This window comes from Thalassospira sp. UBA1131, from assembly GCF_002311515.1.
Classification (GTDB): domain Bacteria; phylum Pseudomonadota; class Alphaproteobacteria; order Rhodospirillales; family Thalassospiraceae; genus Thalassospira.
Genome location: NZ_DCAO01000093.1, coordinates 36,237 through 57,560, shown reverse-complemented (window position 1 = coordinate 57,560; position 21,324 = coordinate 36,237). Strand labels below are relative to the sequence as shown.

The 21,324-nt window shown below is 54.3% G+C and carries 18 protein-coding genes; 15 read left to right on the top strand and 3 right to left on the bottom strand.

Annotated features, from left to right (window positions below; all coding sequences use genetic code 11):
• Positions 1 to 114: 114 nt before the first annotated feature.
• The 15 genes from B3Z49_RS14325 (at position 115) to B3Z49_RS14255 (ending at position 18,939) form a co-directional block, all read left to right on the top strand.
• Positions 115 to 1,140 (top strand): Fe(3+) ABC transporter substrate-binding protein, encoded by a 1,026-nt coding sequence (locus B3Z49_RS14325; protein WP_296992101.1) that lies wholly within the window; start codon positions 115 to 117, stop codon positions 1,138 to 1,140.
• Between the two features lie 153 nt (positions 1,141 to 1,293).
• On the top strand, positions 1,294 to 2,982 hold the full coding sequence (locus tag B3Z49_RS14320; protein ID WP_296992099.1) for an ABC transporter permease: 1,689 nt from the start codon (positions 1,294 to 1,296) through the stop codon (positions 2,980 to 2,982).
• Between the two features lie 80 nt (positions 2,983 to 3,062).
• Positions 3,063 to 4,316, top strand: a complete 1,254-nt coding sequence (gene glp, locus B3Z49_RS14315; protein WP_296992098.1) for a gephyrin-like molybdotransferase Glp — start codon at positions 3,063 to 3,065, stop codon at positions 4,314 to 4,316.
• 85 nt (positions 4,317 to 4,401) lie between these two features.
• Positions 4,402 to 5,976 (top strand): MBL fold metallo-hydrolase, encoded by a 1,575-nt coding sequence (locus tag B3Z49_RS14310; RefSeq protein WP_296992096.1) that lies wholly within the window; start codon positions 4,402 to 4,404, stop codon positions 5,974 to 5,976.
• A gap of 133 nt (positions 5,977 to 6,109) precedes the next feature.
• Positions 6,110 to 7,312, top strand: a complete 1,203-nt coding sequence (locus tag B3Z49_RS14305; RefSeq protein WP_063089861.1) for a glycosyltransferase family protein — start codon at positions 6,110 to 6,112, stop codon at positions 7,310 to 7,312.
• An 18-nt stretch (positions 7,313 to 7,330) separates the two neighbouring features.
• The gene (locus B3Z49_RS14300; protein ID WP_296992093.1) at positions 7,331 to 8,608 is read left to right on the top strand and encodes a glycosyltransferase family 4 protein; all 1,278 of its coding nucleotides are present in this window, start codon (positions 7,331 to 7,333) and stop codon (positions 8,606 to 8,608) included.
• A gap of 339 nt (positions 8,609 to 8,947) precedes the next feature.
• The gene (locus tag B3Z49_RS14295) at positions 8,948 to 9,700 is read left to right on the top strand and encodes a glycosyltransferase family 4 protein (RefSeq protein WP_296992092.1); all 753 of its coding nucleotides are present in this window, start codon (positions 8,948 to 8,950) and stop codon (positions 9,698 to 9,700) included.
• Positions 9,697 to 10,299: a histidine phosphatase family protein gene (locus B3Z49_RS14290; RefSeq protein ID WP_296992091.1), complete on the top strand. Its 603-nt coding sequence runs from the start codon at positions 9,697 to 9,699 to the stop codon at positions 10,297 to 10,299. Before B3Z49_RS14295 ends, B3Z49_RS14290 begins: the two co-directional genes overlap by 4 nt.
• Positions 10,299 to 11,441 carry a glycosyltransferase family protein gene (locus B3Z49_RS14285; RefSeq protein ID WP_296992090.1) on the top strand — a complete coding sequence of 381 codons (1,143 nt, stop codon included), beginning with the start codon at positions 10,299 to 10,301 and terminating at the stop codon, positions 11,439 to 11,441. The genes B3Z49_RS14290 and B3Z49_RS14285 overlap by 1 nt, the downstream gene beginning before the upstream one ends.
• A complete protein-coding gene (locus tag B3Z49_RS14280; RefSeq protein WP_296992088.1) occupies positions 11,438 to 12,196 on the top strand; it encodes a polysaccharide deacetylase family protein in 759 nt (252 codons plus the stop codon). The genes B3Z49_RS14285 and B3Z49_RS14280 overlap by 4 nt, the downstream gene beginning before the upstream one ends.
• 14 nt (positions 12,197 to 12,210) lie before the next feature.
• Positions 12,211 to 12,840, top strand: coding sequence for a hypothetical protein (locus B3Z49_RS14275; RefSeq protein WP_296992087.1), 630 nt, complete (start codon positions 12,211 to 12,213; stop codon positions 12,838 to 12,840).
• Between the two features lies 1 nt (position 12,841).
• Positions 12,842 to 14,770 carry an ABC transporter ATP-binding protein gene (locus tag B3Z49_RS14270; protein ID WP_286792208.1) on the top strand — a complete coding sequence of 643 codons (1,929 nt, stop codon included), beginning with the start codon at positions 12,842 to 12,844 and terminating at the stop codon, positions 14,768 to 14,770.
• Positions 14,767 to 16,698, top strand: coding sequence for an ABC transporter substrate-binding protein (locus tag B3Z49_RS14265; protein WP_296992083.1), 1,932 nt, complete (start codon positions 14,767 to 14,769; stop codon positions 16,696 to 16,698). The genes B3Z49_RS14270 and B3Z49_RS14265 overlap by 4 nt, the downstream gene beginning before the upstream one ends.
• A gap of 76 nt (positions 16,699 to 16,774) precedes the next feature.
• Positions 16,775 to 17,773 carry an ABC transporter permease gene (locus B3Z49_RS14260; RefSeq protein WP_008890802.1) on the top strand — a complete coding sequence of 333 codons (999 nt, stop codon included), beginning with the start codon at positions 16,775 to 16,777 and terminating at the stop codon, positions 17,771 to 17,773.
• The gene (locus tag B3Z49_RS14255) at positions 17,770 to 18,939 is read left to right on the top strand and encodes an ABC transporter permease (protein WP_296992081.1); all 1,170 of its coding nucleotides are present in this window, start codon (positions 17,770 to 17,772) and stop codon (positions 18,937 to 18,939) included. The genes B3Z49_RS14260 and B3Z49_RS14255 overlap by 4 nt, the downstream gene beginning before the upstream one ends.
• Before the next feature lie 69 nt (positions 18,940 to 19,008).
• Here the strand turns inward: B3Z49_RS14255 and B3Z49_RS14250 are convergent, their stop codons facing one another.
• From B3Z49_RS14250 to B3Z49_RS14240, 3 genes are all read right to left on the bottom strand, one after another.
• Positions 19,009 to 19,866, bottom strand: coding sequence for a class I SAM-dependent methyltransferase (locus tag B3Z49_RS14250; RefSeq protein WP_296992079.1), 858 nt, complete (start codon positions 19,864 to 19,866; stop codon positions 19,009 to 19,011).
• Between the two features lie 58 nt (positions 19,867 to 19,924).
• On the bottom strand, positions 19,925 to 21,139 hold the full coding sequence (locus B3Z49_RS14245) for a 3-phenylpropionate MFS transporter (RefSeq protein WP_296992077.1): 1,215 nt from the start codon (positions 21,137 to 21,139) through the stop codon (positions 19,925 to 19,927).
• On the bottom strand, positions 21,136 to 21,324 hold a 189-nt coding region (locus tag B3Z49_RS14240; protein WP_296992075.1), incomplete at its 5' end, for a hypothetical protein. The genes B3Z49_RS14240 and B3Z49_RS14245, both read right to left, overlap by 4 nt.

The following is a 21,324-nucleotide window of genomic DNA, read 5'->3' as shown; positions in this document are numbered from 1 at the left end:
TATGTGGTTTTCTTGCTTGCAAAAGGCGGGGCGGGCCCTTTAATTTCGGCCACAGCAAATACAAATCATTCCTAATTGCTGTGCCACCTGCAGCTGATCCAAAACGAGGCATTTATGATTTCTCTGCGCAAAACCGTTCTTGGTCTTGTTGTTTCCGCGATGGGGTTGTCCATGTTCCCCGCCGCCCATGCCGCAGAGGAAGTTAATGTCTATTCGCTTCGACAGCCCTTTCTGATTGAACCGATGTTCAAACGCTTTACCGAGGAAACCGGTATTCGCGTCAATACGCTTTTCTCGCAAAGTGGACTGGTGGAGCGCATCAAGCACGAAGGACGCAATACCCCGGCCGACTTGCTTTTGACTGTGGATATCGGACGCATTCAGGATGCCGTCGATGCCGATATCGCCCAACCGATCGAAAGTGCCGTTCTGGATGCCAATATCCCCGATCAGTTCCGCGATGAAGACAAGCTTTGGGTGGGTATGACGACGCGGGCGCGCGTGCTTTATACCTCGCTTGATCGGGTGGAGCCGGACGCCATCACCACCTATGAGGAACTTGCCGATCCGAAATGGAAGGGGCGCATTTGTGTGCGTTCCGGCATGCATGTTTATAACATCGCCCTGATCGCCTCGATGATTGCCCACCATGGCGAAGACGAAACCAAAGCCTGGCTGAACGGGCTTAAGGACAATCTGGCCCGTAAACCGCAGGGTGCCGATACCGATCAGATCGAGGCGGTGTCGCAGGGCGTTTGTGACGTTGCGATCGGCAATTCCTATTATTACGGCAAGATGCTTGATGACCCGAACAAGGCGGATGCCGCCAAACAGGTCCGCATTGTATTCCCCAATCAGGGGGACCGTGGCACGCATGTGAATATTTCGGGTGTGGCGCTGATGAAATATGCGCCGAACAAGGAAAATGCGATCAAGCTTGTGGAATTCCTGTCTGGTGCCGAAGCCCAGCATATGTATGCCGATATCAATTTTGAATATCCCGTCAAGCCGGGCGTTGCTTGGTCTGAGCAGGTTCGGGCTTGGGGCACTTTTGTCCATGATGATCTGCCGCTTAATGCGGTTGCGGCCAATCGTGGTGCGGCAATTCGTCTGATTGATGAGGTCGGCTTTAACGAGTAGACCGTACGTCGATAGAGGGATATCAACACAGCCCAACAAAACCGTTCGGAGTAGTCCGCGGCGAATGAAACGGAAACAGCCTTGAACAACGCTTGTCAGACGCAAAAGGAAGACGACATTCGGCCTAGCGCCATGGCGGAAACCTTTGACCCCATGCGCACGCCCACAGGACGTCGGGCGATGCTGTGGTTGCCGCGTGGCCAATCGGCAGCTTGGCTGATCGGGGCGTTTATCGTGGCGGCAATGGTTGCGGCACCGGTCGTTGCCGTCGCCTGGATTGCCCTGTTCCCAACCGAAAATATCTGGCCGCATCTGGCATCCACCATGTTGCCAAGGTACCTTAAGAATACCGGTATCCTGATGCTTGGCGTTGGTATTGGTGTGACCCTGATCGGGGTTGCGTCCGCATGGGTTGTGACCATGTGCCGAATTCCGGGAAAGCGGTTCTTTGAATGGGCGATGCTGCTGCCGATGGCGGTTCCGGCCTATATCGTGGCTTATGTTTATACCGATCTTCTGGAATATGCCGGTCCGTTGCAGGGCTTCTTGCGGGACTTGTTTGGCTGGCAATCGGCGGCCGATTACTGGTTTCCCGATATTCGCACCAAGGGTGGTGCGATCATGGTGCTTAGCCTGACACTTTATCCCTATGTTTACATGCTGGCGCGTGCGGCGTTCTTGTCGCAATCGATCTGTGCGATTGAGGCGGCCCGTATCCTTGGTCGGAGTGCCTGGAGTTCGTTTCTTACGGTCGCTTTGCCATTGGCGCGACCGGCAATCGTTGTTGGGGTTGTGATTGCGTTGATGGAAACGCTCAATGACTTTGGCACGATTGATTTCTTTGCCGTGCATACCCTGACGGCCGGTATTTTTAATGTCTGGCTTGGTATGGGAAATGCCGGTGGTGCTGCCCAGATTGCCCTGACCATGCTGGCTGTCGTGATCGCACTGATGGTGATCGAACGTTATTCACGTCGCCGCCAGCGTTTCCATGACACCACCAGCCGTTTTCAGGAACTCCCGGGCTATGAACTGAGCCCGCTTGCCAAAGCCGGGGCGTTGGCGGTCTGTATTCTGCCGATTGTCTTGGGCTTTGTCGTGCCGTCGCTGGTGCTGATTTATTATTCCATCGGTTATTTTGATCAAAGCTGGACGGCGGATTTCTTTGAGTTTGCCGGCAACAGCCTTTTGGTGTCAGGGCTTGCGACGCTTGTTGCCGTTGGTTGTGCGATATTCATGGCCTATGCGCTGCGCCTGTTCCCGCAACCGCTTTTGAAATTCTGTGTCCGTCTGTCATCGGTCGGCTATGCCGTGCCGGGCGCGGTTTTGGCCATCGGGGTTTTGATCCCGTTTGCGCGGTTTGACAACGCGTTGGACGCGGTGATGCGCGATACCTTCGGCATATCAACTGGCTTGCTGCTAAGCGGGACTGTATTTGCATTGGTCTTTGCCTATGCGGTACGGTTTATGGCTGTATCCTATGGCTCGATCGAAGCAGCCCTTGGCAAGGTTCGACCAAGCATGGATGATGCGGCGCGCACCTTGGGCGAAAGCCCGTGGGGAACACTCAAACGCATTCACTTCCCGATGGTGCGCGGCGGCATTTTGGCGGCATCGGTGCTGGTCTTTGTCGATGGCATGAAGGAACTGCCGGCAACGCTTATTTTGCGTCCGTTCAATTTTGATACGCTGGCAACCCATGTCTATCAGTTCGCCAAGGATGAAATGATTGAACATGCAGCCCTTGGGGCGCTAACCATTGTGCTTGTCGGTGTGGTGCCGGTGATTATGCTGAGCCGTGCTATTTCAAAATCCCGTCCGGGGCATAGCGGACAATCCTGATGCGTCCCGCCGATGATCGGGCTATCCTGATTGCGGATGGGAATACAAAACAAGACCAAGGGCGGCAGGAAACTCTTTGAATGCAAACAATCAAACTGGGACTGACAACACTTTCCGATGCGCTCGACATTGCCTTTGCCGAAGTGCCGGTGATGACGCCATCCGAAGAACGCCCGATCAGCGATTGTTACGGTGCGGTCCTGCGCCAGGACGTCATTGCGCGGGTTTCCGTGCCGTCCGTGGATAACTCGGCCATGGATGGCTACGCACTGCGTCATGCGGATTTGGCCGCAATTAATGGTCCTATTTCGGTGGTTGGTGCATCGTTGGCTGGCCATCCGTTTGAGGGAGCCCTGCCAAAGGGCTCCGCGATCCGTATTGCAACCGGGGCTGCGATCCCCGATGGCGCGGATTGCGTGATCATTCAGGAAAATGTCAAAGCCAATACCGATGAAACCATCATTGAAATTGGTGCCGACGTGATTGCACACACCAGCGTGCATCAAAACATCCGCTGGCTGGGCGAAGACATCAAAACCGGTGATACAGTTTTGAAGGCAGGCACGATCCTGCGCCCCCAGGACATCGCGATTGCGGCCGGGCAGGGCTTTGGCTGCTTGTCGGTTGCGCGGCCCCTTAAAGTTGCTGTCTTCTCCACCGGCGATGAACTGGCCAAGCCCGGTGACCGTTTGCCGCCGGGGGGTATTTATGATTCCAACCGTTTTGCAATGATCGGGATGTTGCGGTCCATCGGTTGCGAGGTCACAGACCTTGGATTGCTGGCCGATAATTTTGAAGTGTTGCAAAACGCGTTGGCGAACGCGGCAAAGTCGCATGACGTGATTATGACATCTGGCGGTGTTTCGGTCGGCAAGGCCGATCTTCTGAAACCGGTGGTCGACAGCCTTGGTGAAATCACCGCTTGGAAGCTTGCGATCAAGCCCGGCAAGCCTTTGATGCGCGGTAAGATCGGCGATTGTCTGGTGATCGGGCTTCCGGGGAACCCGGTATCAGTCCTGGTCTCAGGGTTGCTATATGTTTTGCCGTTGCTGCGTCATGCAATGGGCGCGGATCATTCCAAACTGGCGCCAACACGTATCCCGGTCCGTGCCGGGTTTGATTTCAACCGTGGCACGGGGCGCAGGGAATGGTTGCGCGCGCGTCTGGTGCAGAGTGATGACGGCGAATTTGAAGCGATTGCTTTTTCTTCGACCAGTTCCGGGATGTTGTCATCAATGGTCTGGGCCGAAGGTCTGATTGAACTGCCCGAAAATTGCGGGCAGGTCTCCAAGGGAGATCAGGTACTTTATTTTCCGCTGCAAGGCCTGCAGTGACTTCATCAAAAATGATCCACATCATTGCAAACGAACATGGTTTGCCAGACTGTTGGATCGTTTCCAATCCGCGAAAGTGAATAGAATGACGATATCGGTGACGTTTTGTGGTGCTGCTGGTGGGGTGACGGGATCTTGCTATTTTTTGCAGACTGATCGGGGCAATTTCCTTGTCGATTGCGGTATGTTCCAGGGCAGCAAAACCGTCCGTGAACTGAACTATGGCAAGTTCCCGTTTGAGGCAGACCGGATTTCGGCCGTGTTGCTCACGCACGCGCATATTGACCATACCGGCCTGGTGCCCAAGCTGGTCAAGGCCGGTTTTGGCGGGCCGATTTATGCGACGGAACCGACCTGTGATCTTTTGACCTATATGTTGCCGGACTCGGGATACATTCAGGAAAGTGAAGTCGAACGTCTGAACCGTCGCAATGCGCGGCGCGGTCGTCCTGAAGTCACCCCGATCTATACCCGCGAAGACGCGGAGAATACGCTGTCGCAGCTCAAGACTGTCGACTATCACGAATGGTTGCCGGTGATTGATGGCGTGCGCGCGCGGTTCTGGGATGCTGGTCATCTCCTTGGTTCTGCGTCGATTGAGGTGGAGATTGAGAACGGCGACAAAGACGGTAATCCGACAAGATTGCTGTTCTCGGGTGATGTTGGTACCGGTGAGGCCGTATTTAACGACGCACCCGAGGCACCAACGGGTGTCGATTATCTGTTTGTCGAAACCACCTATGGCGATCGTAACCGTCCGGTGATGACCGACGAAGAACGCCGCGAGATGCTGCGCAAGGAAGTTCAGGATGCGCTGGGCAATGGCGGCAATCTGGTAATTCCGAGTTTTGCCGTTGCCAGAACGCAAGAGCTTCTTGTTGATCTTGCACATCTTTTCAACCGCGGCCAGTTGCCACCTGCAAATGTGTTTGTCGATAGCCCCTTGGCGCAACGCGCGACCGATGTCTTTGCCAAACACCTGAAGCGCGGTGACGCACAGGCGCTTTCGCATCCGAAGTTCCATATGGTGCCAGATGTTCAGGCCAGTAAACAGCTTGCACAGGTCACCAGCGGTGCGATCATAATCTCAGCAAGCGGCATGTGCGACGCTGGTCGCATTCGCTATCATCTGAAGAACAACCTGTGGCGGCCTAATTGCACCGTGCTTCTGGTCGGTTTTCAGGCCGCGGGCTCTTTTGGGCGTGTTTTGCAGGGCGGGGCAAAGCATGTGCGGATCCACGGCGACGAGATCGAAGTACGTGCCCGTATTCGGACGTTGGACGTCTATTCCGGCCATGCCGATCAGGATATGCTGCTGAAATGGACCAAGAACCGCTTGCCAGTCGCGCGTCAGATTTTCCTCACCCACGGTGAAGAAGGCGCACGTGCGGCATTCCGAGAAGTTCTGATGGCGCACGGCATCGAGGAAAAGCTGATTTCCATGCCGATGCTTGATGACACGGTCACCCTCAAGAAGGGCAAAGGCCAACCGGCTATTCCGCAGGCACGTCTTTCGGGTGAAGAACTTTCGCGCGATGACTGGCATAATCTTTATGCAGGTACAGTAACGGCGCTTTCGGAAAAACTTCGTTCGCTTGAAACTGCGGAAGAAAGAAAAGAGATGCTCGAAAAAGTCTTGCGCGATATCGGTTCAGTATGAGAGCAATTGTCCGGGAGCTGAAAGAAGGGCGCAAACCCCGATTTCACGGATTTACTTGCCATAAACAAAGAACCTGTCACCCTGTTAATGGGTTGTGCGGGGAACTGAGATCACTACGCATACGGGCGGGAATATGTCAATCGTAGGGAATTCCGGATATCGGGTTCTGATTTACAGCCATGATACCTTCGGGCTTGGGCACTTGCGCCGTTGCCGTACGATTGCGCATGCGCTGGTATCGCATCGCGATGATGTATCTGTACTGATTTTGTCAGGCTCGCCGATTATCGGCAGCTTTGAATTCCGCTCGCGCGTGGACTTTGTCCGCATTCCGGGCGTGATCAAGCTGTCTAACGGCGAATATACTTCGCTTAACCTTAATATCGATGTCGACCAGATTCTGGCGATGCGAGAATCGATTATCCAGCATACAGCCGATGTGTTTAACCCGGACATCTTTATCGTTGATAAAGAACCGCTTGGCTTGCGCGGCGAGGTCGAGTCTACTCTGCAGATGTTGCGCCATCGGCGCACCCGTTTGGTGATGGGCTTGCGCGATGTGATGGATGATCCGGTGAACCTGCGCGAAGAATGGGACCGCAAGCAATGCGTTCCGGCCCTGGCAAACCTCTATGATGAAATCTGGGTTTATGGCCTCAAGGAAATCTGTAATCCGCTCGAAGGGATCGACTTGCCCCCGGGCGTTGAAGAAAAGATGTCCTATACCGGCTATCTGCCACGCACTGCCACCCGCAGACCCGCACCCGAGCACGGGGCGCTTGGTCTTGAAGAACCGTATTATCTGGTAACGACAGGTGGTGGTGGGGACGGCGTCAATTTGGTCGATTGGGTGATCAGCGCCTACGAAACCGACCCTGATATTCCGGTGCCGTCGCTGGTTGTTCTGGGGCCCTTTATGGGACCGACACAGCAAAACGAATTTATGAAACGTGCGGAAAAGATCGACAAACTGTCGGTCATTACCTTTGATGCCAATGTCGAAGTGTTGATGCACAAATCGGCCGGCGTGATCGGCATGGGCGGTTACAACACCTTCTGCGAGATCCTGTCCTTTGACAAACCGGCCGTTATCGTGCCGCGTACTGTCCCGCGTCTTGAACAATATGTTCGCGCCGCGGCGGCAGAAAAGCTTGGTCTGGTCAGAATGCTGACCGAAGACGGTGGTCGCGATCCGCGCGAAATGGCCGACGCACTGCGTGGTCTGATACATCAGCCAAAACCGTCGCATGTGACTGTTCCGAACCTTATGGGCGGACTGGATCGCGTTGGCGAATTGGTTGATCGCTGGCTTCCGCCACAAATGGCCGCAGAATAATCATCGGGAATAGATTTGATGGCACGCGACAATCTGGCAATCGTGGTGAAGGGTTATCCGCGATTGTCGGAGACCTTTATCTCCCAGGAAATTCTGGGTATTCAGCAGGCAGGCATTCCCTATCGGATTGTGTCGCTGCGTCATCCAACCGACAAAAAACGCCATCCGATCAATGATCGCATTACAGGTGCGGTCGATTATCTGCCGGAATATGTCTATCAGGAACCGATGCGGGTTTTGCGTGGCTGGCTTAAGGCGCGCAAGATGCCTGGATATCGTCGTGCCCTGAATATCTGGTGGCAGGATTATCGCCGGGACCGCACCGCCAATCGCGCACGCCGATTTGCCCAGGCCATGGTGATGGCCGCCGAGCTGCCCGATGATGTGACCCGCATCTATGCCCATTTCCTGCATACACCGGCATCGGTCGCGCGCTATTGCGCAATTATGCGCGGTTTGCCGTGGTCTTGTTCAGCCCATGCCAAGGATATCTATACCAGTCGGGACTGGGATATGCGCGAAAAGCTGCGCGATATGGATTGGCTGGTGACCTGTACAAGCGCCAATGTCGATTACCTGCGTAAACTTGCTGAGGACCCGGATAAAGTTAATCTGCTTTATCACGGACTGGATTTTTCGCGTTTCCCCGAAGACCTTCCAGAAAGACCTCTTCGCGATGGAACGGATGCCGATAACCCGGTAAGGGTCCTGTCGGTCGGGCGACTGGTGGGCAAGAAGGGGTATGACGACCTTCTGCGCGCCTTGGCCAAGCTGTCAGCCGACCTTCATTGGCGGTTCGTTCATATTGGCGGTGGCGATGGTGAAAAATATCAACAGCTTGCGACAGAGCTCGGCATTGCGGATCGCTGTGACTGGCGAGGGGCGCGTGATCAGAAGGAAGTCATTGCGGCATGTCAGTCTTCCGATTTGTTCGTGCTGGCCAGCCGGATTGAGAAGGATGGTGATCGCGACGGGCTGCCAAACGTTCTGATGGAAGCGCAACTTTGCGGACTTGCTGCGGTTTCGACTGCAATTTCGGCCATTCCTGAACTGGTTGAAGACGGCGTAAATGGCAAACTTGTACCCGAACGTAATCCGGATGCACTTGCGAGTGCGCTCAAAGCCTTGATCACTGATCCTCGTCTTCGCGAAACCATGGGCCGCAAGGGCAATGAAATTGTACGTCGGGATTTCTCATTCTATCGCGGCATGAAGGAACTGGCGGAACGTTTCGGTGTTAACTTCCAGTCCGACGAACAGTCAGAACCCCCCGCCGAACAACCCGCCGCAGAGTAGGAGGCACGCACTTGCAGGTTGCCTTTTACGCACCGTTAAAGCCGATTGACCATCCTGTTCCGTCGGGTGACCGCCTGATTGCCCGGATGCTGTGTGAAGCCCTTCAGTCAGCAGGTATGAAGGTCGATATTGCTGCGCGACTTCGCAGCCGCGTTGCTGATGGCGATGTCCTTAAACAGGCGCGGCTTGCCGAACTGGGGACCAAACTTGCAGCCCGTTTATTGCGGCAATACCAATCGGGGTTCCGTCCCAAGCCGGATATCTGGTTTACCTATCATCTTTATTACAAGGCACCGGACTGGATCGGGCCGATTGTCGCCGATGCGCTGGGTATCCCGTATGTGGNNTAAGCAGGCAGATGCCGTTTTCTCACTCAATCGGGTTGATATGGAATGCCTTGCACAGGTCTGTGTTCCTGATCGTCTGCATTTCCTGCCGCCCTTTACACGTGTCGCGTCATGGGATGTTGGGCAGCGGGCAGCAATCAATCCGAAATGTGTGCGGTTGGTGACAACTGCAATGATGCGCGATGGTGATAAACTGAAATCCTATTCGCTTTTGGCAGACGCACTGGGTCGCCTCAGGCGCAATGGTGTTGATAACTGGCACCTGACAGTGATTGGTGATGGCCCCGCACGTCAGCAGGTCGAGGACCTTTTTGAAGAAAATGGACTTGGTGAAGACAAGGTTTCACTAGTGGGGCTGAAAACACCGGAACAAACCAAAGATATTCTCGCGCAGTCAGATTTATTTGTCTGGCCCGCGATCAATGAAGCTTTCGGAATGGCGTTGCTTGAGGCGCAGTCTGCTGCGCTTCCGGTTCTGGCAGGGGATACTGGTGGCGTATCGGGTATTGTTTCGTCCGGTGTGACCGGGTGGCTTGTGCCTGTTGGTGATGTCGCGGCTTTTTCAGACCGTTTGGCGGAATGCCTTGGGGCGGATGTCGCCGTACTGCGTGAATTCGGTGCTGCCGGTGCATCGAAAGCAGCGCAGCATCACACGCTTGAAGCCGCTGCTGATCTGCTATCCACCACATTCAAGAAAATCATCCCGGGTCACGTTTCGTCACAAATCGGGCAGGGTTTGATATGAAACAGATCCGTTTTGCATTGCTTCGCCACGGTGTCACGGCCTGGAATACCGAAAAGCGCATTCAGGGACGGACAGATATCTCAATCAGGCCCGAGACAGCTGATTGGTATCGTCAGCACCGCTTGCCCGACACGTGGACCGATGTGCCGTGGATTTCTTCGCCCTTATCCCGGACACGTGACACTGCAGATGCGCTTGGCATCAGAACCGTTGCCACCGAGCCTGCGCTCATCGAGATGGACTGGGGCACTTGGGAGGGCGAGAGACTTTCTGACCTTCGCGCAAGGATGGGGGAAGACCTTCGCGCCAATGAAGACCGCGGTTTGGATTTTCGTCCCGACGAAGGTGAAAGCCCGCGTGATGTGCTGGGGCGGTTTGAGGCATTCCTAAAGGATTGCGATCTTACAGAATTTGGTGCGGTCACCCACAAGGGCGTGATACGTGCTGTCTATGCTGCAGCACGTGGATGGGACATGATGGGCAAAATTCCAGACAAACTCGATTGGCACTGTTTGCATGTGTTTCAGTATTCTGAAGACGTGGGGTTCTCTGTGGAAGCACTCAATGTGCCACTTGCGCCCGCGCAGGAGAGCGCGTGATGAGTGACGTTATGGTCTATGTTCAGCACTTGCTTGGCATTGGTCACGTGCGCCGCATGGCGTTGATCAATCAGGCGCTTCGCAATAAAGGGCTTGGCGTTACGGTCGCAAGCGGCGGTGTGCCCGATGACAGCCTTGATTTCGCGGCGAGTGAAGTTGTTCAGCTTTCCCCGTGCAAGACATCCGATACTGGTTTCTCAGGGCTTGTCGATCCTGAAGGGAACGCCTTGGGGGACGACTGGCAGGAAGAACGTAAAAGACAACTGCTGACCGCGTTTAAGGAAACGGAGCCGAAACTGCTTCTGGTTGAAATGTTTCCGTTCGGGCGCCGCGCATTTCGGTTCGAATTGATTCCGCTGTTTGAGGCGGCGAATGAAGCGGGCGTTCCGATCATTTGTTCTGTCAGAGACCTTTTAGTGCGTAAAAAAGACATCGGCAAAACACGATGGATGCGTGATATCGCGCGAAAATATCTTGATGCAGTTCTGGTACATGGCGACCCGCAACTGTTTGGTTTTGATCGCAGCTTTGAGTTTGCCGACGATATATCGGACCTGATCGCCTACACGGGGTATGTCGCACCAAATGTTGCCAATGATGTTTCAGATGGTGTTGAGGCAGATCGCAGCGGTGTTCTCGTTTCTGCTGGCGGCGGTGCCGTTGGGGCAGCGCTGATCAGGCTTGCAATTTCTGCCCGCGCGCATTCGCAAAAATATAGCGACGCTATTTGGGATATTGTCGCTGGGCCGCATTTTCCCTCAGATCAATTTGACCTTTTGCGCGGCCAGTTGCCCGACGGTGTGATCCTGCATCGGTTTTTGCCCGATTTTCGTGAACGGATGGCGCGTGCCGCCGTTTCCGTTTCACAGGCCGGATACAACACGCTGATGGATGTGTTGGCGACGCGAACGCCGGCGGTCATGGTGCCGTTTGCAGAAGGCGGCGAAAGCGAGCAAACCGAACGTGCAGAAGTCCTTGCCAATGAAGGGGTTATTTCCCTGCTTGATCTTGATGGCCTGTCTGCGCAATCATTAGCAAAACAAATAGATAACGCCAGACAGCCAAGCGGGATTAAAATCGCACTGGATGGCGCAAAAAGAACTGCGTCAATCATCGCAGAAAAGATCAAAGGGCAGGCATGAGCAGCTGGGACCAATTACGCGCAGAGCTTGATCTGTGGCAGTCGGAAGACCGGATTGCCACCGCGTGGTGGCGTGACGACGATGCTGTTTCTGTCACCCCGGCGCTTGAAACGCTTCTGCGTTTCGAACAAGACTATAAAGTACCACTCGCACTTGCGGTTATTCCGGCGGTTTTGCAGGATGACCTTGTTGAACGTCTTGTCGAAACCCTTGATACCCGTGTGTTGCAGCATGGCTGGTCCCACCAGAACCATATGCCAGAGGGACGCAAGAAACAGGAACTTGATGACGTGCGCGATATTGGCGACGTCGTTGCAGATCTTCGCCATGGGTTTTCGGTTCTGCAATCGCGTTTTGGCAATCGTTTCTTGCCGGTATTGGTGCCGCCATGGAACCGGGTGGCCGAAGATGTCGTAGCGGCTTTGCATTCCCTTGGCTTTTGCGGGATCAGTACATTCAATGCCCGCAAGGCGGCAGAACCGTATAAAGGCATCATGCAGGTCAACACGCATGTTGATGTCATTGATTGGCGCGGAACGCGCGGCTTTGTTGGCGAAGACGCGGCACTCGGCGCAATGATTGAACATCTGTCAGCACGGCGAACAGGTCGGGTCGACGCGGATGAGCCGACGGGTATTCTGACCCATCACCTTGTCCATGACGAGGCCACCACGAAGTTCCTTGATAATCTGTTTTCTATGGACCATTCAGCTTTGCGCTGGTTGAGAATACCCGGAGTATTTCCATGGCAATAAGGCCAAAACAACACGTGGAACCTGAACCGGCACCGGCCCCCGAGGCCCCCAGTGTGCCAAGCACCGTGCCAAGCACCGTCGACCCGGTAAAGCCAGCAGGTGTCGGTGACAGCGAAGTCCAGACGATGGGCTATCCATCCAAACTGATGGCCCCTGATCTGGCGAAATCAATTGTCGGGCTGCTGATTTGCGGGGTTATCGCGTTGATTCCCGAGATGCTCGCAATCATTCAATGGACGTCCGCCGGGCTTGCTTTGCTGTTCGTTTTCTATTTTGCCCGCACGGTTATCCGCTTCCAGTCAAAGATCTATGTATCGGAGTACGGCATTCGGCTTTCAAGCTTGCGCGGCGGAACGGCTTTTGCCTGGCCGGAACTTTCGAAGTTCCGCTTGCGTTACTTTAGTACCAAGCGCGATGGCAACAAGGGATGGTTCGAGCTGACCCTGCAGGCAGGGGATGCGAAAATTGTCGCGGAATCAACACTGGACGGTTTTGACGATCTCCTTGAAATTTCTCGTGATTGGGCGAAAGATAACCAGCTGCTTGTCGATGACGTCACAAGAACAAACTTGATGCGCATGGATGAGGCCGAAACACTGGTTAAGGCCGCAGCATCCGAACGCAAACACGGTGGTATCAACTAGAATGACCGATATTCTGCGCATCAAGGATCTGAAAGTTGAATTCGTACTGCCGCACATGCGTGTCAAGGCTGTCGAAAATGTAAGCTTTCGCATCGGTGCGCAGGAAACCGTGGCACTGGTTGGTGAATCCGGATCGGGCAAAAGCACCATTTCGCAGGCAATCATGGGCTTGTTGCCAAAGGTGGCCCAAGTCACCAAAGGGTCTATCATCTTTGCCGATCCGAAAAAGCCCGGAACCCGTGTGGATATCGCCATGCTGGATCGGTCTGGCTCTGACATGCGCGCCATTCGCGGTGGCCGGATTTCGATGATTTTTCAGGAACCGATGAGTTCCCTGTCGCCGCTCCACACAATCGGCGATCAGATATGCGAGGCCGTCAAACTTCATCGCAAGGTCGGATCGGCCGAGGCGCGTGAGCTTGCCGTTGAAATGCTGACACTGGTCGGCTTTCCGCAGCCCAAGCGTTCACTGAAAACTTATCCATTCGAACTTTCCGGCGGCCTGCGCCAGCGCGCGATGATTGCGATGGCACTGGTGTGCCGTCCGGCCTTGCTGATTGCGGATGAACCGACAACCGCGCTTGATGTAACTATTCAGGCGCAAATTCTGCGTCTGATCAAGGAAGTGCAGGCAGAATTGCAGATGTCGGTTCTGTTGATCACCCATGACCTCGGCGTGGTTGCCAACATGGCAGACCGGATGGTGGTGATCTATGACGGGCGGGTGGTCGAGGCTGGCAAGACCGATGATGTGTTCATCAATCCCGGCCATACCTATACACGGTCATTGCTGGCGGCGGTTCCGCACTTTGACATGGGGCCGGACGAAAGATTGCGCCCGCTGCGCGAGATCAAGCCGAAAACCGGCAGTCTACTTGCCAGTGCAGGTGATGGCGATACACAACAAAATACATCGGATGTTCCGGCAACTTTGGCCCTGCACCCGACCATGGCCAGCGAGCCGGTTCTGGCGGTTCGCCATCTCAGCAAAAGCTTTACCACGCGCAAGGGTAACTGGATCAAATCCGAAGAGCGCCTTATACCCGCAGTGTCCGACGTCTCACTGACTGTTAATCGCGGCGAATGCGTTGGTCTTGTGGGTGAAAGTGGTTGTGGTAAAACAACGCTTTCCAAACTGATCATGCGCGCGATGAGCCCGGATGAAGGTTCCATTCTGTTTCGCGGTGAAAGCGGACAGATGACTGAATTGACAGGGCTTGATGAAGATCAGCTCAATCCCTACCGAAAGCGGATACAATTTGTTTTTCAGGACCCGTTCGGATCGCTTAATCCGCGAATGACGGTTCAGGATATCATTACCGAGCCTATGCTTATTCACGGTGTCGGGGATAGTAACTATCGACAGAAAATGGTGCTGGAACTGATGGACCTGGTTGGTCTTGATCCGCGCTTTCTGAACCGTTATCCGCATAGTTTTTCGGGCGGGCAGCGCCAGCGTATCGGGATTGCGCGTGCGCTCAGCCTGAAGCCGGATTTGTTGATTTTTGATGAGCCGACATCGGCACTTGATGTGTCGGTTCAGGCGCAAATACTTAATCTTTTAAAAGATTTGCAGCGCGATCTTAATTTGACCTATCTGTTCATTTCACACAATCTTGCGGTCGTGGATTACGTTGCAGACAGGATTGCCGTGATGTGTGCCGGGCGGATTGTTGAGTCCGCACCACGCGAAGTACTGTTTAAGAACCCGATGCATCCCTACACGCAGGCTTTGCTGCATGCCGTGCCGTTTGCCGATCTGGATCATCTGCTTGATTTCGACAAGATAATGGATGGCAAAGCATCTGATCCATCCCGGTGGCCAGCCCCGTTCACGATCAACCAGACCAGCGAGCCCAAGATGATGCAGGTCGCAGAAGATCACTTTGTTCGTGCCGAACGTGCCGATTTTACGGAGATCGCTATATGATCAGTGTGTTAAACCCGTCGATGTCTAAAATTCATCGTGCCTTTTCCGGCCTTGTGATGACGACAGGTTTTCTGGCGGCAAGTGTCTTGGTCGCACCGGCGCATGCAGAAGTCCCTTATTTCGAGGATGCGGTCGCAAGCGGGTCTTTGCCTGCGATGAATGACCGTCTGCCAGAACATCCGCATGTGATTGACTTTGCGGGGGAGGGTAAGGAAATCGGCAAATATGGTGGGGAATTTGTCACCATCATGGGGCGGTCCAAAGATATCCGTATGGCGGTTGTCTATGGCTATGCCCGCTTGATCGGCTATGATCAGGACCTCAACCTGCGTCCTGATATCCTTGAAGCGCTTGATGTGAATGAAGAAGGCAATGTCTTCACGTTGCATATCCGTAAAGGTCACAAATGGTCGGATGGCGAGCCGTTCACGGCCGAGGATTTCCGTTATTACTGGGAAGATATCGTCAATAATGATGAACTGTTTCCAGTCGGGCCGCCGCGTTTCCTGTTTGTCGGGAATGAACCGGCAACCTTTGAAATTCTTGACGAATATACCGTTCGCTACAGTTGGTCACAGCCAAACCCGTTTTTCCTGACCGAACTGGCAGCAACCCGCCCGCCGTTTATTTACCGCCCCGCGCACTATCTGAAACAGTTCCACGAGAATTATCGTGATGCGGACGAACTCCAGGCGATGGTTGAAGAACGTGGTCTGCGCAGCTGGGCTGTATTGCATACGGACATTGATCGTCCCTATAAGCTTTCCAACATTCATCGGCCGTCGCTAGAGCCGTGGCTGATCACGACAGAGGAGCCGTCTGATCGCTTCGTCTTCGTGCGCAACCCGTATTATCACCGCGTCGATCCGGAAGGAAATCAGCTTCCTTACATCGACCGGATGATTTTCAATATCTCGAACGCAAAGCTGGTCCCGGCCAAAGTCGGCGCGGGCGAGGTCGACCTGCAAAGCAGAATTCTGTCGCTTAAGGACTACACGTTCCTGAAGCAATCCGAAGCCAACCAGAACTATGATGTGCGTCTTTGGGATGTCGGGGCAGGGGCTTATGCCGCATTGTATCCCAACCTGACCTGCAGCGATCCGGTCTGGCGCGAAGTTCTGCGTGATGTCCGTTTCCGTCGTGCGCTGTCGTTGGCGATCAACCGCACCGAAATTAACCGGGTCATGTTCTTTGGTCTGGCGCAACCAACCAACAATACCGTCTTGCCCAAAAGCCCGCTATTCAAACCGGAATATCGCGAAAGCTATACCGATTTCGATGTCAAGGCTGCAAACCAACTGCTTGATGCAATGGGGCTGGATGAACGCAATGGCGAAGGTATCCGTCTTTTGCCTGATGGACGCCCGATGGAAATCATTGTCGAGACGTCCGGGGAAAATCCCGAACATGACGACATGCTTGAACTGGTTGGCGACAGTTGGCGTCAGGTTGGCATCAAGCTGTTCGTCAAGGGCCTGCAGCGCGAAGTGATGCGTAACCGTGCCTATACCGGCGAGACGATCATGTCGATTTTCAACGGCATTGATAACGGCCTGGCGACGCCCAACACTGCCCCTGATGAATTCGTTCCTGTTCTGCAAGACAGCCTGCAATGGCCGAAATGGGGGCAATATTATCAAACGGACGGCGAGGCGGGTGAAGCACCCGATATGCCAGCCGCCAAGGAACTGATGGAACAGTATCGCAAGTGGCAAACCAGCAATGAAGCGGGCCAGAAACAAGCATGGCAGGCCATTCTCGATATCAATTCGGAAAACATGTTCTCAATCGGCTTGATCGGCAACGTGCCGCAACCGGTCGTTATCGACAAGGACATGCGCAACGTGCCCGAAAAAGGCATCCATAGCTGGGAGCCGGGTGCGTTCTTTGGGATTTATCGGCCTGATACCTTCTGGTGGGATCGGTAATCTTTTAACTAAAAACGTGTTGTTTTGCGCCGTTGAGGGAATGGCGTGAAACAACCTCGGGGGAGCAACAGCGCCGATGCTGACTTATCTGGCAAGACGGCTTTTCGTGATGATACCCACGCTGTTTATGATCAGCGTGCTGGTGTTTGTCATCATTCAGCTGCCACCCGGCGACTTTCTGACCACATATCTCAATGAACTTCAAGCCCAGGGCGAGGCGGTTGACCCGGCCAAGATCGAGTTTCTCAAACGCCAGTACGGCCTGGATCAGCCGATCTATATTCAATACGCCGAATGGGCCTGGGGACTGCTGCAAGGCGATCTCGGCTTTTCATTTGAATACAACCTGCCTGTGAGCGATGTGGTCGGTGATCGGCTTTGGCTGTCGCTGGTACTGAATTTCAGCACGGTTATCTTCATCTATATCGTCAGCTTCCCCATCGGGATCTATTCGGCAACCCGCCAATATAGTTGGGGCGACTATGGGTTTACCTTGCTTGGCTTCCTTGGGCTTGCCATGCCGAACTTCCTGTTTGCCCTGATCCTGCTTTATTACGCAAACGTCGTTTTCGGAACATCAATCGGTGGTCTGATGGACCCTGAATACATCAACCAAGGCTGGTCCTTCGCCAAGATGATGTCGGTCGTTGAACATCTTTGGGCACCAGTTGTCGTTATCGGGACGTCCGGTACAGCCGCCATGATCCGCCGTCTTCGCGCGAACCTGCTTGATGAATTGGGCAAGCAATATGTGGTTACAGCCCATGCCAAGGGCCTGTCACCGACCAAGGTACTGTTCAAATATCCTTTGCGCATGGCACTTAACCCGTTCATCGCAGACATTGGTAACATCCTGCCGCAGGTGGTGTCGGGATCGGTTCTGGTGTCGGTGGTGATGTCATTGCCGACAACGGGGCCGATGTTGCTTACGGCACTGCAAAGTCAGGATATGTATCTGGCTGGTTCCTTCCTGATGTTTTTGGCCCTTTTGACGGTTGTCGGCATGTTTGTTTCCGATGTGTTGCTTGCCTGGCTTGACCCGCGCATTCGTCTGCAGGGAGGGGTCGGCAATTGAGCAAGGAAACCGAAAAGCGCAACGAACATTTTGTTGATTCAGCACCGTTTGATCCCTGGGATCGCGAGGAACTGACGCCTGAGCAGGAGAAGTATTTCCTTGCCTCGCAGTGGCAATTGATGTGGTGGCGGTTGAAACGTCACCGGCTGGCGTATTTTTCACTGATTGTTCTGGCGATCATGTATGCGTCGGTCTTTATCGTCGAGTTCATAGCGCCTTATGCGCAGGAAACCCGTAATTCGGAATATATCCATCATCCGCCGCAGGGGGTTCATCTGTTCCATGAGGGCGAATTTGTCGGGCCTTTCACCTATGGCACCGATTTCTCGGTCAATATGGAAACACTCAAACCGACTTACACGGTCAATCCGGACCGGATAGAGCCACTGCGCTTTTTCTGTTCGGGGGATGAGTATGAATTCTGGGGCATGGTCGATATGGACTTCCATTTCGTCTGCCCGTCTGAAGACGGTACGCTGTTCATGTTTGGCACCGACAGGCTTGGTCGGGACATGTTGTCACGTATGATCTATGGCGCGCGGGTTTCGCTGACCATTGGTCTGGTGGGTATTTCGGTCAGTTTCCTTCTCGGTATCCTGATCGGCGGGGCGGCCGGGTATTACGGTGGCTGGGTCGATTCAACGGCCCAGCGTGCGATTGAAGTGATCCGGTCTTTGCCGGAAATTCCGCTTTGGATGGCACTTTCGGCTGCATTGCCCGTGACCTGGAGCCCGATCTTAATTTATTTCGGGATCACGATTATCCTTGGTCTGATCGACTGGACCGGACTTGCCCGCGCAGTGAGATCGAAACTTCTGGCCTTGCGTGAAGAGGATTATGCACTGGCTGCACGTCTGATGGGGGCGAAGCCAAAGCGGATTATTGCACGTCACTTGCTGCCCAACTTTGCCAGCCACCTGATCGCATCGGTGACGCTATCGATCCCCAATATGATCTTGGGTGAAACCGCGCTGAGCTTCCTCGGGCTTGGCCTGCGCGCGCCGGTGACCAGTTGGGGCGTGTTGCTTAATGAAGCGCAAAACATCAATGCGGTCGCGGTTTATCCCTGGCTGATGTTGCCGGTTGTCCCAGTTGTGGTCGTAGTGCTCGCCTTTAACTTCCTCGGCGATGGCCTGCGGGATGCGGCGGATCCTTACAAGAACTGATCCATCATCGCACCAAACGAAAAAAGGGCAGCCTTATTGGGCTGCCCTTTGTTTTTTAGTGTCTATTTCCTAGCGCTTGCGCAGCCACAGGCTTGTTTCATGCGCGCCTTCGGGAAGGTGAATGCCGTTGGCTATGGATTGGTCGACCTCATCGCGCATGCGGGTCGTTGCATATGCACTTGACCACATGATCTCAAATCCGCCGCCTGCCAGAAGGGCTGCGACCCCTAGTTGTTCGTTATATCCGCGCCATTGCCAGATTTCAGGATAGTCATCGGGCAGGGTGATGTCGTGGATATGAATGATTGCCCCGCTTGGCAGGGTCGGGATGACTGATGAAAACAGCAGATCAACATCGGTGCCGGGCATCAGGATGTGACTTGAATCGATCGACAGGAAATCCGCACCGGTCAGGGTTTTGAAGACCGATGGATCGGCCTTTTGCACGATGGTGCGTTCAACCGTGATCGGAAGCTTTGCAATATCAGCGCGTGGCGCAGGATCAATTGCATGAAATGCCGTATCGAGTTCGCCGTCCTTGATCGCCCGGTAATAAAACCGCGTCGAATGACCCGATCCGATTTCAATGATCCGGTCCGGGCGAAATTCGCGGGTGAAGACATAGGCCATCATACCATCAAGGCGCGGAAACCAGCTTTGTTGCCAGCGTGGCTCCGGCGGGGTGGCATTGCCGAAAGTCGCAAACGCTTCGTGATAATTGGCGGCCTTGGTCAGCCACGCCTTCATTGTGGAGGCGGCAGTCTCCATCATGGTTTCGATTGCCGGGTATGTTGGGCGCCCGACGGCCTTTGCCGTCTCGCTGGCGTAACGGTAAGGGATGAAATAGCCGGCAGGCTCCGCACCGAGCAGTGTTTTCAAACCAAGTTTCAAGCGGCGCATTCTGAGAGAGAACGGCATCGAGGTCATATCAAAGGCCCCTTTGAGTTCAAAATTATTGTCTTTTGGTTCGTGCCGGTAAGTTTAATCAGTTGCAAAAAGTCTGATCCTCTCCGCGCCAGGTTCGCGTAAGCACAATCGCAAATCCCATCGAAATCGCCGAAAATACCGCCATCAGATAATAGACCTGCGATCCGAACTGTTCATACAGCGGGCCGGAAATCCAGATGCTGCTGCCGAGGAAGACGCCCATGGACAGTGTGGCCATCAGGCTTTGTGCCGAGGTGGCAAGTTGTTGTGGTATGGCGCGGGCGATAAAACTGACGGCGGCCAAATGCGTGATCCCGAATGTCATGGCATGAAGGGGTTGAACCAAAATAATCAACCATAGATTGTCTGTTGTGCCCAGTACAATCCAGCGCAAAATTCCTGATCCCGCACCAATCGCAAACAAGATACCCGGATGGCGACCACGGACAAACCGCCCGGCGACGGCAAACAGAACGATCTCGGCAATCACACCAATCGACCAGAAAACGCCAATCATCTCATGCGAGTAACCGGCGGATTCCCAATGGACTGACGCAAAGGCGTAGTAGGTGCCATGAGCACCCTGGGCAAATCCGATGCAGGCGAGATAGATCAGGAAAACCGGTTTACGCAGCAGATACATCAGCGAAGAACCGGACCTGAGCGGGCGATCTGTCTGCGGGTCAGGCATGCGGGTGGTAATCGCAAAGTTCACGATCCCCGCAACAAACAGCATCCAGACGATCCATTTTGTTGATGTTCCATCCAGAACCCAGCCCGCCCCATAGGACGCCAGAATGAAGGCAAGCGATCCCCACAGCCGCACCCGACCATAATCAAGTTCACGCGCCTTGCATTCATGCACCGTGATGGTCGTGCCAAGTGGGAGCAGCGGCGAGAAGGTAAAGCCGATCACGACCGAAAGGGCGGCAAGCCACCAGAAATCGCTCGAGATTGGGAAGGCCAGAATGGATAACACGTAGATCCCGGCAAGCCACATCATCGGGGTCTTGCGATTGCCGGTGCGATCAGCACGTTGGGCAATCAACGGATCGGCAAAGACGCGCACCCAGTTCGGCAGCGAAAGCAGGATGCCAATCTCAGCCGCCGATAATCCTTGGGACTTCAACCAGACCGGCCAATAGGGTAGAAAAACACCCTGAATCAGAAACAGTCCGGAAAAGAACAAGGCCAGCGTAGCCGCCGTTTTCATCCGGTCCGGATCGGTGGTTGGTGACGGTTTCGATGATGGTGTGGCGTTTGGCGTGTTCATGCGGTGAGTTGCCGACGCTTGAGGCCGCGAATGATGAAACGCGCCGGATGAATGGCATGCATCAGCGCTTTTTCCAGAGGCAGGGGCATATCGCAAATCTCACTGGCAAGAATCTCGGCGGCGAGCGGGGCGCCGATCAGTCCGCGGGCCCCAAAACCGGTACAGATATACACGTCTTTGTGGTA